This window comes from Solibacillus ferritrahens (assembly GCF_037027585.1).
GTDB classification, from domain to species: Bacteria; Bacillota; Bacilli; order Bacillales_A; family Planococcaceae; genus Solibacillus; species Solibacillus ferritrahens.
The window spans coordinates 1-15,804 of sequence record NZ_JAXCLE010000033.1; the positions used below are offsets into that span (position 1 = coordinate 1).

Genomic DNA, 15,804 nt, shown 5'->3' on the forward strand with positions numbered 1-15,804 from the left:
CATTCAGGCCAATCTGAATGACGTCAAAATGTTTCATACTGACCGTGGAAAAGAGTTCGATAACAAACTAATTTCAGAGGCACTTGAAACATTCGGAATCCAGCGATCACTGAGCATGAAGGGATGTCCATACGATAACGCCGTGGCTGAAGCGACGTTCAAGGTATTTAAAACAGAATTCGCTAATCAAGCTCACTTCGCCTCTCTTGAACAGCTCGCTCTTGAACTTGGGGATTACGTACACTAGTTCAACAACCTACGAATTCACGGAACACTAGGCTATTTAACACCGATGGAATTCAAGTTACGGCCCCTATAATTTTTGTCCAGTTTAGTGTTGACATTCCAACATGTCGATAACTAAGAGATTCGAATACTCTTTTCTCAATCTTAGTTCAAGTTAATCTTTCGAGTTTGAACAACAGTAAATTATGTCCCTCACTAATAGTGCTATTAAAAATAATGCCATCATATCCAGTTGATTAGGTATAATACCCCTAAATATGCGGTAGTTTTTAATGAGAAGCCCAAAAATGACGAAAAAACATACAAAACTCTATAATCTAAGTTCAAAAGAAAAGTTTACATATTTTCAACAAAAGCTATTAGCATGGCCTGCTCATCAAGAGACCATTTTTTCTTTAATTGCGGAGAATGATACGGATTATCACTATGGATATATGGTTGTGAAATAATGCTTTTAGCAACGGGAGCCATATGAATTTTATTAATGACTTCCAAAGGTGCCGGGTATTCAAAGTATAAATTCAATCTAGGTTGTGGGTTTTCATTTCTCCATTTGGCAAATCCTTGAGAAAAGCTCTTGTGTTCCGGCATTTTTATCTGTTGAAATATCTCTGTGGGCAATATGTTTTGTGCCAAACTATAAAGACCATGTGCAGGCAAACATAAACGTTTCAATGCTTTACTGAAATCCGCACGCATGTATCCTGAACACACATTCTGCAAGTGCATCCCCATTGCCTTGACATCTTCTTTGTGTAGTGAAAGTAGAAACGCAGCTCCTGAACGCTCCCATTGTGGTTTCTTTGTTCCAACAAATTTTACTGCAGCTTCAAGGGCTTTTGGTAACAGTATTTCATCTCTATACCACATTGCCATCAAGAGATTGCTCATCACAACATAAAATGGGTAACCATTTTTCGTTACACCTAGTTCGGATGGAAGAATGCGCTCCATTGTTTCATTATCCCCGCAAGCCAATGCCTCTAAGGCATTTAAGAAGTTTCGACAATGATCATACCCTCCTTCGCATCCCGGCAGTAAATCATGACGCATTTGCTGGAAGATCAAGTCATTCCATTTTTGCCAGTCTTCATGTAAAAAGCACTCATCCAGCCATACATCGTAGTTGGTTTCTAAGATTCCAAATGACATTGATCTGGTAATCGCTTTTAATACTTCATTATCTTGTACAGTTCCTAGTTTTTTTCTAGTTATAATTTCTTCATAATTTACAATAAGCCGCTCAATATATTGACTTTTCTCCAAATCCATCAGCTTCACAACCCCGATTATTAATTTTTCCGTTACAAAGCAAGAATCATAGTGATTTTCTTTTTCAAATCCCCTGAATTCCCACTGGAATAATTTACCATTTTTATATAACTTTACTATTTTATCTTATTATCTTTATTATGTCTACCACTGTCAATCTCGTAACTTACTCGCTAGTACATATGCTTTTCTTATTACGTCAGTAACCGATGTATTATACTGATTGCTTCTCTCTACGACTCTCCTACTAATGATTCCATGTCTGGACTAGATTCAACTTCACCAACTTCTATTATATCCCATCCGATTTCTTCTAAATCTTTTTCTTTACCTTGTAAATGTTCTTTATTCATTGCTATACATAATAAATGTGATGCTCTTGATAAACCTACATAAACGATACTTAGAAATTTTTTTAGTTCTTTCCCAGTTGGCATTACATGATTTCCACATAAATAATCTATAATCACTGCTAAATCATATTTCTTATAATATGTTTCTAAATATAATGTAGCAACATGAGTTTCACCTTTAACATTATGTACACTATCCAACTTAATATTAAAAATTTCTCCAGTATTTATTTTATATTCAAAGTAATCCAGTTTATTTTCCACTTCATAATCTACTTCTTGTCCTGACGTATTGCCCAGAAAGTCAGCTAATTGTGCCGCATGAAAATCTTTTTCAAATACCTTTATAAACTTAAAAATAAAATCTTTTATTTCTGCTTCTACCGATAAATTATTTTTAATATCCAGTATCCATCTCGAAAGGTGTAAATTAAATCTTGGAACTAACCTCACATCCTTATTTAATAAGACTTCTATTAAAGTCTTTTCGTTGAATAAATAATCTCCATTTTTAATGCCTAAAATACCCAAACATTTCAATATACATTCTACCAAAAGTTTACGAGCTTCATTTACATTCGAAGTTTCTAGTTTTTTAATAGCAATGATATATTCTCCAAGTGAATTATATTGTATCTTGTACTCTTGTTTCTTTGTATATTTTTCAAAATAACTAGGTAGGGTTATCTTGTCACCATCATGTTTTTTTGTCACGTATCCTACTGCCTTAAACACTGTATTCCCAATATCATATAGATTATTTTTTTCAATAAGGCTTCCGAAATAGGGTAATACATTTTGTATTGTCTTATTAGAATATACTAATATTTTCGGCCTAATATTTTTTATATAGGGATTTCCTTTTAAATTTTGAGGATTTATACAGACATAATTAATACATTGGGCAATATTATCAGAAAATCTATTACTTTTGTTCAAATTATGTTTGTTATCTTTTAAAACCCAAGTTTCATTATTACCTATTTCTTCAAAGATAGATTGATTTTTATCTCCTATCCGCTGAATAACGGTCATATTTTCATCAAAACAATATTCTAATATTTCCATTTGAATTGCCGATGTGTCTTGCATTTCATCGATAAATAAATATTTAAATCTTCTGGATAATAAATCCTTTAATTCTGGAAATTCTTTAATAAACTTTAAGGATAAATATAAAGTATCGTCAAAAGACAAGATTCCTGCTGCCAACATATCTAATTTTAATTTTTTTAAAAGCTGATAGGTCTGTGTTGTTTCTTTATATTTGTCTGTTAACTTTTGATTACCAATCAATAGCTCCTCAGTAGCATATTCAAATTTCAATTTATTTACGAGGTCTTCAACTGAGTATTTATGCTCGATACTTCTTCGAAATTTCGGAGGGATATTTTGATAATATTTTCTTTTAAACATTTGTTCATAGTATTCATTATCAATACTTTCTATATTTCTCTTGTAATAATATTTAAATCCAGGTATTACTAAGTATTTATTAATAAATACTTGAATCCTCGAAATATGATTGGGGTACTGGAATAACAAACCATTTCCATTTTTTATACTTCGATTCTTAATTTCATTAACTCCTACATTTGTATGTGTCAAAACACAAATACCTCTGTTATCTCCAAAAGGTAATTTGCTTTCTAAAATTAGTAATTTCGCAATTAAGGTTGTAGTTTTTCCACTGCCTGGACAAGCTATTATATCTACACTTTGAAGATTTTTAATAATATTTGAATGATTATCATCAAATTTTAAACCATTAGGAAGTAGAATTTCTTGAATCGAATCAATATCTTTATCTGTAATTTCAATCAAATTAAACATTTCCTTTAGAGGAAGTTACATACTTAATTGCATTTACAATATAAGCTAAATTTTCATCTTGTAAAATGCTCTTTTTTAAGGTTTGTTTATCTTTTGTTTCCTCTATTAAAGTAGCTAAACATTGTGCAATGATAGCTTTTGATATTTTATTAGTTTTACTCATGATCATTTCATTATATAAATTATCTGCAATTTGAAATATGTTATAACCTCTCTCTTTCCAAAAGTTCTTTTTTTCTTCTACTTCGTTTTCTACATCCTCATTCTTCTTTTCAGTTAAACCATATTTATCACTGTTTTGAATTTTTTTTGCTTGTAAAACTGCTTTTAAAAGCAACTCGCTTAATGAGCTTAAAGCAATATCATGTTCTAAAGTTTTATATGGTGAGACAAATGTTTTAACATTTTGTCCATCAAAGCTTTCTTTTATTTTCTCCTGATTTTTCTTTTGCAGAACATAAAATTCTTTTGTCAGACCTTGTTCATCAATAAAAGCATTTGGATTTAAATCTAAGTCTGTTATGCAAGCAACAGGAATATCAAATATTCCTGACCCTATCTCCTTTCTTTTAAATATACTTGAATATCTCATAAACGCAGTACTACCGACATTTAAAACTGACACACCATATTTTGAAAGGGGTTTATCGATAATTTTAGCTATTGTTGGCAGTAGTAGATTTTCAGCATCCCCTTCAACCATAATTACACCCTGAGAGAAAAATAAATCTGCTTTCGTAGAATCTAGAAATCTCTCTAAAAATAAATAATCTCCTACTTGTAGTTCAGTTTCCTCAGGTCTCATAGAGAAAATTTTGTCATTATTACAAATAAACAAGTTTTCTAACTTAATCTTTGAGGCAAGTGCTGTACTATGTGTAGTAAGAATTAATTGTAGATTTGAAGTCTCCGATAACTCTTGGAGGAATTCTATCAGTCTAAGCTGCGCTTGTGTATGTAAATGGGCTTCTATTTCCTCAATTAAAGCTAAACTTAATCCTTCATAATCATCTCTTCTTAATAAAAGTAATTCCGTAGCAATAAACAACAAATTTTGAGATCCCAGTCCAGGTTTTTCAGAGGATAGCTCTAAACTTAACTTTTCTAAAATGTATCTTAGTTTTAGGTCTGATGCTTTAAAACCTGATTCCAATAAGAACCCTTCATTAGAAAATCGATTTAAATATTCATTAAGATCTTCCAATAAATTTTTCCCTTGTTGATCAGGTAATTGAGTTCCATCATCATTTTTCCCTTCAAAATAATTTTTTATTTTTTTATTGGCGTCATTAAAAATCTCTATTAAAAAATGATTATCCTCAATTTCAAAAGCTGCATGACTACTTAAAATTTGAGACAATCTTGAATTTCTTTTTGGAGCTAACTCTGTATTAGCGTCTCTCAATGGTTTTAAATAAGTTGCCCTTATTCTATTTCTGGCTTCATTATTTAATAGTTTAGTCGATTCATTCATACCAGTCTTAACATCATAGTAAATTCTTTTATCTTGTCGTTTGGCAGTAAGTTGCAAAAACATTACATACTCAGTTTTACCATCTACTTTTTCAAAAGAGAGCCATTCTATTAGATGCTTAGCTTCATCTAATGTTATTCCACTTAATTTACAAGAAATATTTAAAATAGTAGCTCTCTCATCTTCAGTCTCTGAACCAGTTGGCAAATGAAAATCATCTATTTCTATCCTCGAATAATCGTTACTATGGGTACCTAATACAAATTTTATTGCATCTATTACAGTAGTTTTTCCTGAATCATTCTCTCCAACAAAAAGGTTAAAACCCTTATTAAATTCAACTTTCCTACCTTCTTCACCAAATTTTCTGAAATTAGTCATTATAAGTTCTGAAAGGTACATTTGATCACTCTTTTCATATATTTTGAGACATTTCCCTGTATATAATTTTATAATAACATAATTTTTTACATAAATTAGCAGAATGGAAATTTACATCGCTTCTTCTAATACAAAAAACTTGAAGCTATACTATTTCAAATCTTAAGAAATGAGGAATTCTAATAAGCAAATTTAATATCGATTTAATCAATAAACCATTAACAAACAAAAACTTTACTATTAATCAGCTTTTGAAAGTCAATTGATTACTGCTAACTTCACTTCCGATGTGACTATAAGTGGACCGAAATCGAAGGCCATTAAACAATATTTAACGACCGATGAATACGAGCGTTTTACCCACTTTACGTATTTCATCTGTGACTGGTTGTTTAGTTTCCTTTGAACCAATTCCTCTCCAGTTCCTTGTACTTTTTTAACACTTCAATTTGTTATTATAAATATCGATTTTCTGTTAGTAAGCGCGATTACTCCGGATCAAATTCAGGCCCTTTACCAAATGAATATAGTTTTCCCAAGGTTGATGAAATCGGTCGATTTTTCCCGCTTTGTATCACTTCAGCTGGCTGTAATTTTTAATGTTAAGTTCATTCATTACTTGTTTGACAGGAATTCCTGCTAGACGCATTTTTATGACTTTCATTTTTATTTCTGAAGGATAACTGACTATCGTTCCCATAGAAAAAACACCTCCTCGTTGATTAGTTGGTATACAAGTACCCTTTTTTCAACGAAAGGTGTTTTTATATGTCTCATTTACTTAGGTTAGTACGCTAAGTTATTAATTCAAATACAAAGAAACAGGTATAACATGGGTAGAATAATTGATCATCTCTAAAAAATATTCACATTATATTATGAATACCACTCATCGTCAGAAAATTTCTCGTCATCTTCACTAGGCTTTATATTGTATATGTCTATGAACCTTTTTATTTCTGACCTCAACAACACTAAATCCTTACTCTCAATCACAAAGCCCCTATGGTTATTCCAACTCATATCAACCTCTAAATTTATATCCAACTCCCGACACCATTCAATAAAATCATACATAATCATTGTAAAACAAACGTTAAATTTATGAACCGAAACCCAAATACCTATTCTTCCATCTCCAAGATCTTGTTGTCGTAATTTTAAATCTCCATCTAAGAACCACTTAGTCTGTTGTTGTTCCTTCTCCTCAAACATTAATTCGTATCCTCCTATTTTTTGTATAAACCTGTAAGCACATCCATTGCTGGACTTGTTCTTACGCTACCATAAATAACTTCTTCCCACGAACCATACTTTTCAAAAAGTTGTTCTGGTGTAGGCCCTTCTTCTCTTCCGTATTGTTGAATATTACGCTTTTTCATAGCGGCTAGACCCTCAGAATTACTAGAATCATATGATTTCATTCTATCGAGATTACGTTTTTCAGACATTTTTCTTGCAATTTCTTCAATAGACATACCTTCACTTTGAAGTTTGGTAACCTCATTCTCAAGCTTTACTTTCTTTTGTTCCATATCTTTCAGATATTCCATTCTCTTAGCTCTTGCAGAAACAACTTGCTTTTGGTTAGTCCAATCTACTCCAAACTTATCTAATGGTGATCCTTTTTTAGGAGAGTAACCATAGACCGCATCTGAATTAGATTCAATCTCTTTTGCTATTTTCGGGTTACTTAAAGGATCAAATTTACTCGTACCCTTTTTCTCTGTTACTCCACTTTCAGCTTTCGCCATTGTAATTAGTTGATCCTTTAACCCCACACCATTTACTACATTATAAGGTATTCCCCCAGGCATAGCCAGCTGAGGACGTGGAGCATATGGCAAGAGATTGGCAAGTGAAGCACTCGCATTATTAGTAGCGGAAACGATTGTTGGAACACCTGCTTTAGCTGCAGTGGTACCTGTCTTTACGAGAGCGTTGGCACCTTTTGTTCCTACAATAGAAGTTACCACCGTCCCTGAAGCGTAAGCAACCCAATGTGCACGCGAATTAGCATCCCCATTGACCATATCTCGCTCATAGGATTCCGAGATAGCCGTTTTAATGGTGTTAAAAGTGGCTATTGGATTTGAGACTGCATTCACTATGCCATCGACAGTTGCTTTTGGATTTGTGATTGTATCCCACAGACCTGTCACGAAATCTTTTCCTGCATTAAATAGACCCGTTCCGGCTCCTTTCACGACTTCAATCCCCGTGTCTATTATGGTATCTTTGTCCTCTACTTCTATAGAATCAACTTCGGAGAATGATGCAAAATTGGTCAAAAGTGGGTTGCACGAGGTTAAGGCTGCCCATTGATTTGATTGAAATTGGATATCAGTTAGCCCGTCTTTAAACAATCCTTCTAAATCAGCAAGCCAGGTTTTCATTGTCTGTATATCTTGTTCAACGGGATATAGTGCATTCGTCTGAGTACCATCAAATTCGTAAAGCTGCGTGACCGTGTCATCACGTTTCCTTTTCGAAAGAATGACTCCCTCTTGCAGTCCACTATCATCGAGACGTGGTAGCCTAATAATGTCATTTACTTGATCCATAATGCTATTTGTCTCATCTGTTAAATTAGATGTTAATCGGCTAACCAACGTAAGTCCCTGTTCAAGTTCACCCTCAAGGAACTGTTCCAATATGTAGCCTGCCGAATCAGGTTCGAGTGAGTAAAGAGCAGTCTGCATCTGTTGAAGAACATGTTTAAAATGTTCAGAAAACAACTGAAAAAATTGAAGAAATGGTAAGTGACATTCTTCATAAAACGAACGAATGGCATTCCCTCCTCGCCCTTTCAATGATTCCTCCAACTGGGTAAGTTCTTTAATTGCTTTTTTTATCCTTTGCATTTCTACTTCAAGACGATGGAGCATCTCCATATTCCTTTTTAACCCTGCATGTAATTCTTCCGCATCTAATACCTTCATACACTCACCACCTTAATTGACGATTATCAGTAAAACAAATTGTCTTTTTTTTATATCTTGGTGTCACAATAAGTTTACAAGATTTAATTACGTTCCTACCATATGTAAACATACCCATTAGGCTATAGGACTTTAATCCAACTTTGATGTATAGAAGATAAAGCAAGTTCCTAAGGAAGGCAGCAATTGACCAATCCAGTAACTAGGTCAACATCATGCACTTTGTTAGCAATCGCTAATTTTAAGGCGGTAGACATGCGCTCATCTTGAAGTTGCTGTTCATACTGCTCTTTTGCCTGCTTTTGTGATTCCTGTAACTTTGTGATTTCAGCCCGCAGTTCCTCATTGCCTTTTGCTTTGCCCTGCAAATCTTTTAGTTGTGTTTCATGAGTTTTCACTTGATCTTCAAGTGACTTTTTTGTATTGTTCACTTCATCAAAGCGCTCTTTATCATCACTCCGAATTTATTAATAAGAGCGTCAGCCTGGTCCTCACTTAAGCCCATTGCAATTAAATTTTCTTTTTTCATCTTTTATAGCCTCCTATTTCGTGTTTTACGTGCTATGGCACGATAGGTGTAGAAACTTATTCTTTAACGTCTAGCTCAATAAAGACGAGTGCCTTATTAGCTTTTTATTCTCTGTTTAGGCTTTCGAGCAGATATTAAGCCTCCTCCTTTTCTCGACATAATAAAAGCCGTACTTACCATATAGGCATTTGTACGGCAAAATAAAAGCACTAACCCTACGTCTGGTTAGTGCTAATCTAACTATTTAAGATAACTTCTAATTCCGCTAAGGTCTTTTCGTCTGTACATAAAACCATAGCCCCATAATTAATATCAAGAGACAATTCAAACTTTACATTATTAAGTAAACCATACCATGTATCAAGCCAGATTGCTTCTTGATATTTTGTGAAATTAATCTGCTCATCTTTTTCTAAAATAATTTTAGCTTCTTGGAAAATAGAATTTTCATCTACACTCTGATAGTTTTTAAAAAACAATTTATCTTTTTCATTGTTCCTGAAAGTTTCCATTCCACTCACCCCTCTAAACCTAATTTTTTGTTTACACGTTCGTTAGTAGTTTGTGAGCTTCTGATAATATCTAAATAAGCTTCTTCATCCGTTAAACCATATTTCATCTTTTTACGTTCAATTAGAGCTTCAAAAGTTGTATTAGGTTGTCTAGCATTCAGAGATTCGGCAGCTTCTCGATTACTTATCATTAAGCGTGCCTCAGTTCTATATTTATTCCTTAAAGTAAAGGCTTCTATCGCCTGTTGGCTCTACCCCTAAACGCTTCGTTACCTCGTCTAATGAGAAATCGTCTTTTCCCGCTAGCTTGATATATGTATAAAAAGAAGTTTGCTCCAAATTATCCCTCCTGATATGTCGAGCCGCATACGTCGATGAAAATACAACGTCAAATTGTGGTAGCTCCTGCGTCACAAGCTTCGTTAGCTCCGACCCACGTGCATTATGTGCAACCTCTAATGCTACACCGCCTGCGTTGCATCAAAATAAGTATCATCCGCTTGCCAATTCACATTTTCACACGCCATTTCCACTGCCCTAACGTCTGTTAGCTCAATTTCAGTCTCTTCACCATCTACTCGACCTAACGGAGATTCGTCTTCAAATAATGGGATTTTCATCTTAATCTATAGCAAATCGTTCACCTACCTTATATTTATTCAACTAACCTTACTCATTAGTTTAAGTAAACTTGTTCAAAATCTGATTTCAATTTTAACATGAATATCAAGCTTTGTTTGGAAGCCTCAATATGTCCCGTTTGTGGAATAACGTCCGTGTTTATCAAAAAAATTAAAGATAATGCAAGTTTTTCTTATAATCAACCATAAGATTTCATTTGAAAATTTATGATTTACGTCACAACACTCTTAAATATCTTTAAAATTCAAATCATAAAAACCCCTATATTTCCACCTTTTTAAAGTGTCAACTATTCAGGGTTCTGTTCATACCACTCATCGTCAGAAAATTTCATAACATTGAATTATTTTAATTCGACACTAGTGATAAATTTTATTAAATTAATTTCTTCATATCAAAGAAAAACCACTCAAAATGAATAGTGAGTGGTCTAAACTATGAATTAAAATGGCTCTGGTATTGTAATGGGCTCACCCCATTGTGTGAATGTATTACTAGTTGTTTCAGAAATGCCTGCAATATTACCAGTAGAAACGTAGTATGCACCTAAATATTCATCAGTAATCCATAGCTCAACATCTGAAAGTGTCATACCCTCTAAGTTGACAGGGCCTTCTGGGACAAGTTGCCAAGCTGTTTTAACAAATGCCTTATTATCAGGTACTTCTCCAAAATCTATCACTTTCCATTGCGATACAGCTGCTAAATATTGCGTAATCATGTACGGATGAGAAAAAACTCTTGTCAATTTGATTGTATTTGTTGCAAGTATGACATCCATATCTTCAGATGTATCATCCTCTTCAATCCATTGCCCTTCCTGTTTCAACCAACCTGTATTTTCATGAATAATAATACTCATATCTTCATTTTCCACATACATCGAATATTGTGGATCAAATTTAAAATCGACATTTGAGGATTCGGTAGAAGTTTGTGCAAATTGTGATCCGGTTTTCGCTGCCAGCATTGTTTCCATCATACAATGGGCGAGCTCACCGCCGTTAATAAGAGCATCCTTCTCAAATTTAATCGTGTTACACTGTTGTGGTGTTTCAAAAGAGGTTGATGTTTCATCATTCGTAGGCTTTGTCGATTCGGTGTTTTCTGGAGATGTTTCAGTAGTGTTTGGGTCGCTATTTTCTTCAGGTGCTGTTGTGCCATTTTCTGAGTTACACGCTGCTAATAAAAATAAAGTCATCATTAGAAAAAGAATGAGTTGAGGCTTGCATTGTACAAGAAGTTTTTCATACAAATTATTGCGAAAGGGTTTCAATCCATTTAGCTCCTTTTTCAACTTGAGTTTATTACTTCTTAATATTATAAATTATTTGAAATTAATAAAACATAAGGAAATAGTCAAATAAATTGTGGAGAGAATCAATACTATAGTAGGATGCGTGGAGGTACAATAGGTGTAGAAAAAATATCTTTAGTGCAAATATGATTTGTTAGAAATATCCCCCTAATTACCACTGTGAATTATGATACTATGTCAAATGGATTTGTCCGCAGTTTTTTTTCAAATTATTTAGTGTTACTTGGAATAGCATTGTGAAAAAAAGTCTGCAATTATAAGGAAATGCGAACTCTATAAAAAGCTCGCATTTTTTGTTTATTAAAGTGCTTCTACTTTTGCTAGGACTTTCGCTAACACTTTGGCCATTTGACCTTTTGTTACGTTTTCTTGTGGCTTTAATAAGTCATTATCGCCACTTACTGCACCAATTTCAATCAGAATTGATACATATGGTTTCGCATAATCAGATACTTTTGAAGCATCCTTGAAGTCACCTGTTAAATCATTAGACGCTTCAATACCTTTCGCTTCTAAAAGTTTACCAACTACTGCAAACATTTGTTGACGTGTGATTATTCCGCCCGGATTAAATGCGCCATTTTCACCATTCATCCAACCTAAATTAGCTAATGCACCTGCACTTCCCGCATACCAAGCACTTGAATTAACATCAGCAAAGCTTTTAGATATTTCATTTAAACCTAGTGCGCGGACTAATGTTCCTGCAAACTGAGCACGTGTCATGTTTGCATTTGGATTAAATTTGCCGTTATCTCCTGTGAAGATACCACGCTGTGCTAACGTTTCAATGTCTGAACGGAATTGGTTGTTGCTAATATCAGTTAAATCTGTGTTCGCATCAACGAATACTAATTCACCAGCTTTATGCAATTGTACAACGATCTTACCGTCTTTAATTGTATATGCTACAGCTTCTAAACCATTTGCAGTACGGATTTTTAATACCTTATTAGCATTTTCAGCAAGAACCGGAATTGTAATTGTAGCTGCTTTCGTATTATTTAATACTGTAGTCGTAATGACTATATTACCTTCTTCATTAATTGATACCACTACTGAACCTTCAGATAATCCATCCGGTAAATCTAACTGGATTAATTTTAGAAGGTCTTGTTCCACACTTGGCGTTTCAGTAGCTACCTCTACTGGCAGTTTTGTTTCAGTCTTATCAGTCGGTGGTGTTACTGTATCTGTTGGTGTTGGAAGAGAGGGTGTTGGTTGTGTCGGCACTGTTGGTGTCGGATTAACTGGCGCTGGTTGCGTTGGCTTTATTTCAACGTCACCATTACCTGGTGATGGGTTAACTGGTGTCGGGGCTGGCGTGACAGTTAATATTGCCGCATTCGATGTTGCGTTTCCTACTGCGTTTGTTACTACGACCGCATAAATGCCTGCATCACCCGCTTGCACATTGTTAATTGTCAAGCTCGCCCTTGTTGCCCCTACAATATCTACTCCATCTTTTTTCCACTGATAGCTTAAAGATGTATCGCTTGTTGCTATAATAGTAAATGTTGCGCTACCTCCCGCTGTTATCGTTTGATTACTTGGTTGCGTTCCAATCGTTGGTGCGACTGGCGCTGGTGTAACTGATAATGTTGCCGCATTCGATGTTACATGTCCTACTGTATTTGTTACTACTACGCTATAGTTGCCCACGTCACTGGCTTGAACATTATTTAATGTCAAACTTGCACTTGTTGCCCCTACAATATCTACTCCATCTTTTTTCCACTGATAGCTTAATGGTACACCACCATCTGCTGTAACCGTAAATGTTGCATTGCCTCCTACTGTTATCGTTTGATTACTTGGATGCATTGTAATTGTTGGTGCAACTGTTCCTACGGTATAGACTTGTCCAACTGTATAACCTGTTGCAATCGCAATTCCAACTCCATTGACTATCCCTGTTCCAGTAGGTTTTAAATCCAATCGAAGTGTGCCCACTCCTGTTATAGCATCAACCGTTACAGCATAGGCAGCCCCGTTACCACTCGCCGATACAATACTACCGGACGCCGTCCCTGTTATTGTTAATGAAAAGTCAGAGCTATCAACTCCGCTTACACTTTCACTAAATGTTACTAGATAGGTGACACTTGTTGCATTTGTTTTTTCATCAAGAGGTAAATGTCGATTAATATTGATTACCTCTGGTGGGGTACCACTAGCTGCTTGTACCCAATTCTTATTTGGAATCATGGTACCAAACGTTAAGAATAAAGCTACTAGTAGCAAAGTTATTTTCTTGAATTTCTTTCCTAACAATTATTGTCCTCCTCTCTACGAATCGGCTGTTTACTCTCAACACACCATCACACATTGCCATTATAATATATTAATTTATATTAATCTTCAGAATTTTTACTCATATGGTATTATTTTTATTTAATTCTATTTAATCTTAATTTCAAATCCTTTAGGGGTTTCAAATAAAAAAATGGACACCTAACCACTTTGGTAAAGGAAGGTTTTGTGATTTGTACTGAATTTAACATATGATGCATTATACGAATATAACTCAAACTGAAGTTTATTAATATTCACTTTTATAAACCGATAGATTTTTAAAATGTCGCTTTATCCTTACTATTGCAACAGTTCACTTTTTCACCACAATGCTAAATCCTAAGATGTCATAAGATCTTTGTCTTTTTATCACCAAACCTTATACCAGAATAGTATTGACTACTTTTCGAAATTATATTAATATTATAACAATTTTCAAATTGAAAGGAATTAAACAGAGAAGTATCTATAAGCAAATAAACAGAACTTATTTCTATTCGTAAATTGCTCATCTATCTGGAAATTATTTTTTGAAAATTAAAAATATTTTAATGCAGTATATTTGGAGGTATTTTGAAATGAAACAAACGACAAAACAATACATAATTGATCGGATGTATAAGGGGTCTCAAGGACTTGCAAACGCTGTTCTTGTCACACTAGGTATTGGCCTACTGATTGAAACGTTCGGAACTTTTACTGGTTGGGAAGGCTTTACAACTATCGGTAAGGCAGCACAACTTATGCTTGCGCCTGCAATTGGTGCTGGTATAGCTTATCAACTAGGTGGAAATACATTAGTTATTTTCAGTGCGATGGCATCTAGTACGATCGGTGCAAATGCCCTTCATATGAATCCGGATGGAGCCTGGATTCTTACTACAGGGCAACCGATAAGTGCCGTGTTAGCTACCATTATTGCTGTTTGGGTTGGAAAACGTATTGCTGGTAAAACGAAGTTAGATATGCTTGCTATTCCATTTTCAGCTATATTGATCGGAGGTGTCGCAGGTGTAGGATTAGCAGCAGTTACTACCCCACTTTTGGAGCAGTTAAGTAGATTTATCGCAAACTCTGTTTCAGGATCTCCTGTGATAGGGTCCATAGTTATCGCACTAGTCTGGAGTATTTTCCTTATGTCTCCGGCCTCTTCTGCAGCGATTGCCATTGCCTTACAACTTGACCCAGTTTCGAGTGCCGCTGCACTGATTGGATGTACGGCTCAGTTTGCCGGATTTACGGCGATGTCTTTTAAACAAAACGATTTTGGTGCCAATATTGCCCAATCATTTTTAACACCAAAAGTACAGTTGCCAAATCTCGTTAAAAACCCACTTCTTGTTATAGGGCCATTTCTATCTTCCGTCATTTGTGCGCCAATCGCGATATTTATGTTTAACTTTGAAGTTCCTTATACATTAGCTGGACTTGGTCTAAACTCATTTATTGCACCTTTAAATATTCTTGCAAACCAAGGTGTGATGGTTCTAATAATGTATATTGTACTAGGCATCATTTTACCAGCGGTCATTTCTCTTACTGTTTATCATTTACTAAAAGCTAGAGGACTAGCTAAGACAGGTGATTTACGTTTGGAAATTCAATAATCTTTAAATTTTTGACACGGATCTTTATCATCTTTTTGTGTCTGACAATCTTTTCTTTTTTCTACATTTAAAAAAAAAGAGTATTAATCCTTCTTGGGACGATACCCTCGTTAATTTTAAGATTAATTAAAACCTTATTAAATCAACTTTCCCCATACTGATTTAACTGAGCTAAACTAGCTTAATTTGGCCAATTCTTTCGACAAGATGGGAGACCAACATCCAAAAAGCCCGCAAACGTTGTTATACAAATAATAAAAAAAGCCAGTTTATCATTAAAATGAACTGAACCCTATTATGTAGACAGTTTAAAAAAAGCGATGTAGCAGTTTCTTATGCTGCAATTAGATGACTTCGGTAAGTTGCCGGAGTCATCTTTTTTAATGTCCATTGTTTTCTC

14 protein-coding genes and 1 pseudogene are annotated in these 15,804 nt (G+C 34.5%); 2 read left to right on the top strand and 13 right to left on the bottom strand.

The features are described from left to right. Positions 1-319, top strand: a pseudogene (locus tag SNE38_RS18430) (transposase); the annotation flags it as partial. A gap of 263 nt (positions 320-582) precedes the next feature. Here SNE38_RS18430 and SNE38_RS18435 read toward each other — a convergent pair. From SNE38_RS18435 to SNE38_RS18495, 13 genes are all read right to left on the bottom strand, one after another. Continuing rightward, positions 583-1,518 (bottom strand): hypothetical protein, encoded by a 936-nt coding sequence (locus SNE38_RS18435; protein ID WP_336047082.1) that lies wholly within the window; start codon positions 1,516-1,518, stop codon positions 583-585. 233 nt (positions 1,519-1,751) lie between these two features. Beyond that, positions 1,752-3,695 carry a UvrD-helicase domain-containing protein gene (locus SNE38_RS18440; RefSeq protein WP_336047083.1) on the bottom strand — a complete coding sequence of 648 codons (1,944 nt, stop codon included), beginning with the start codon at positions 3,693-3,695 and terminating at the stop codon, positions 1,752-1,754. Position 3,696: 1 nt separating this feature from the next. After that, positions 3,697-5,580: an ATP-dependent nuclease gene (locus SNE38_RS18445; RefSeq protein WP_336047084.1), complete on the bottom strand. Its 1,884-nt coding sequence runs from the start codon at positions 5,578-5,580 to the stop codon at positions 3,697-3,699. 553 nt (positions 5,581-6,133) lie between these two features. Then, positions 6,134-6,259, bottom strand: a complete 126-nt coding sequence (locus tag SNE38_RS18450; protein WP_336047085.1) for a hypothetical protein — start codon at positions 6,257-6,259, stop codon at positions 6,134-6,136. A gap of 176 nt (positions 6,260-6,435) precedes the next feature. Beyond that, complete coding sequence (locus SNE38_RS18455) at positions 6,436-6,774, bottom strand: hypothetical protein (RefSeq protein ID WP_336047087.1); 339 nt, start codon at positions 6,772-6,774, stop codon at positions 6,436-6,438. Between the two features lie 14 nt (positions 6,775-6,788). After that, positions 6,789-8,501 carry a T7SS effector LXG polymorphic toxin gene (locus SNE38_RS18460; protein ID WP_336047088.1) on the bottom strand — a complete coding sequence of 571 codons (1,713 nt, stop codon included), beginning with the start codon at positions 8,499-8,501 and terminating at the stop codon, positions 6,789-6,791. A gap of 170 nt (positions 8,502-8,671) precedes the next feature. Beyond that, positions 8,672-8,932 (bottom strand): phage scaffolding protein, encoded by a 261-nt coding sequence (locus tag SNE38_RS18465; protein ID WP_336047089.1) that lies wholly within the window; start codon positions 8,930-8,932, stop codon positions 8,672-8,674. Positions 8,933-9,266: 334 nt separating this feature from the next. Beyond that, positions 9,267-9,542, bottom strand: a complete 276-nt coding sequence (locus SNE38_RS18470) for a hypothetical protein (protein ID WP_336047090.1) — start codon at positions 9,540-9,542, stop codon at positions 9,267-9,269. Between the two features lie 5 nt (positions 9,543-9,547). Next, positions 9,548-9,733 carry a hypothetical protein gene (locus tag SNE38_RS18475; RefSeq protein WP_336047091.1) on the bottom strand — a complete coding sequence of 62 codons (186 nt, stop codon included), beginning with the start codon at positions 9,731-9,733 and terminating at the stop codon, positions 9,548-9,550. Between the two features lie 22 nt (positions 9,734-9,755). Next, entirely contained in the window at positions 9,756-9,881 is a 126-nt protein-coding gene (locus SNE38_RS18480; RefSeq protein ID WP_336047092.1) for a hypothetical protein, read from the bottom strand. Positions 9,882-10,003: 122 nt separating this feature from the next. After that, entirely contained in the window at positions 10,004-10,162 is a 159-nt protein-coding gene (locus SNE38_RS18485; RefSeq protein WP_336047093.1) for a hypothetical protein, read from the bottom strand. A gap of 464 nt (positions 10,163-10,626) precedes the next feature. After that, the gene (locus SNE38_RS18490) at positions 10,627-11,388 is read right to left on the bottom strand and encodes a hypothetical protein (protein WP_336047094.1); all 762 of its coding nucleotides are present in this window, start codon (positions 11,386-11,388) and stop codon (positions 10,627-10,629) included. A 414-nt stretch (positions 11,389-11,802) separates the two neighbouring features. Further along, positions 11,803-13,776, bottom strand: a complete 1,974-nt coding sequence (locus SNE38_RS18495) for an S-layer homology domain-containing protein (RefSeq protein WP_336047095.1) — start codon at positions 13,774-13,776, stop codon at positions 11,803-11,805. Between the two features lie 599 nt (positions 13,777-14,375). Here SNE38_RS18495 and SNE38_RS18500 point away from each other — a divergent pair. Beyond that, the gene (locus SNE38_RS18500) at positions 14,376-15,404 is read left to right on the top strand and encodes a PTS transporter subunit IIC (RefSeq protein WP_336047096.1); all 1,029 of its coding nucleotides are present in this window, start codon (positions 14,376-14,378) and stop codon (positions 15,402-15,404) included. Positions 15,405-15,804: the final 400 nt, after the last annotated feature.

Excerpts from the sequence above, each read along its gene's own strand:
- SNE38_RS18475 (WP_336047091.1), bottom strand. The coding sequence starts at position 9,733 with ATGATAAGTAATCGAGAAGCTGCCGAATCTCTGAATGCTAGACAACCT.
- SNE38_RS18460 (WP_336047088.1), bottom strand. The coding sequence starts at position 8,501 with ATGAAGGTATTAGATGCGGAAGAATTACATGCAGGGTTAAAAAGGAAT.
- SNE38_RS18455 (WP_336047087.1), bottom strand. The coding sequence starts at position 6,774 with ATGTTTGAGGAGAAGGAACAACAACAGACTAAGTGGTTCTTAGATGGA.
- SNE38_RS18490 (WP_336047094.1), bottom strand. The coding sequence starts at position 11,388 with ATGATGACTTTATTTTTATTAGCAGCGTGTAACTCAGAAAATGGCACA.
- SNE38_RS18450 (WP_336047085.1), bottom strand. The coding sequence starts at position 6,259 with ATGGGAACGATAGTCAGTTATCCTTCAGAAATAAAAATGAAAGTCATA.
- SNE38_RS18435 (WP_336047082.1), bottom strand. The coding sequence starts at position 1,518 with ATGGATTTGGAGAAAAGTCAATATATTGAGCGGCTTATTGTAAATTAT.
- SNE38_RS18470 (WP_336047090.1), bottom strand. The coding sequence starts at position 9,542 with ATGGAAACTTTCAGGAACAATGAAAAAGATAAATTGTTTTTTAAAAAC.
- SNE38_RS18485 (WP_336047093.1), bottom strand. The coding sequence starts at position 10,162 with ATGAAAATCCCATTATTTGAAGACGAATCTCCGTTAGGTCGAGTAGAT.
- SNE38_RS18445 (WP_336047084.1), bottom strand. The coding sequence starts at position 5,580 with ATGTACCTTTCAGAACTTATAATGACTAATTTCAGAAAATTTGGTGAA.
- SNE38_RS18500 (WP_336047096.1), top strand. The coding sequence starts at position 14,376 with ATGAAACAAACGACAAAACAATACATAATTGATCGGATGTATAAGGGG.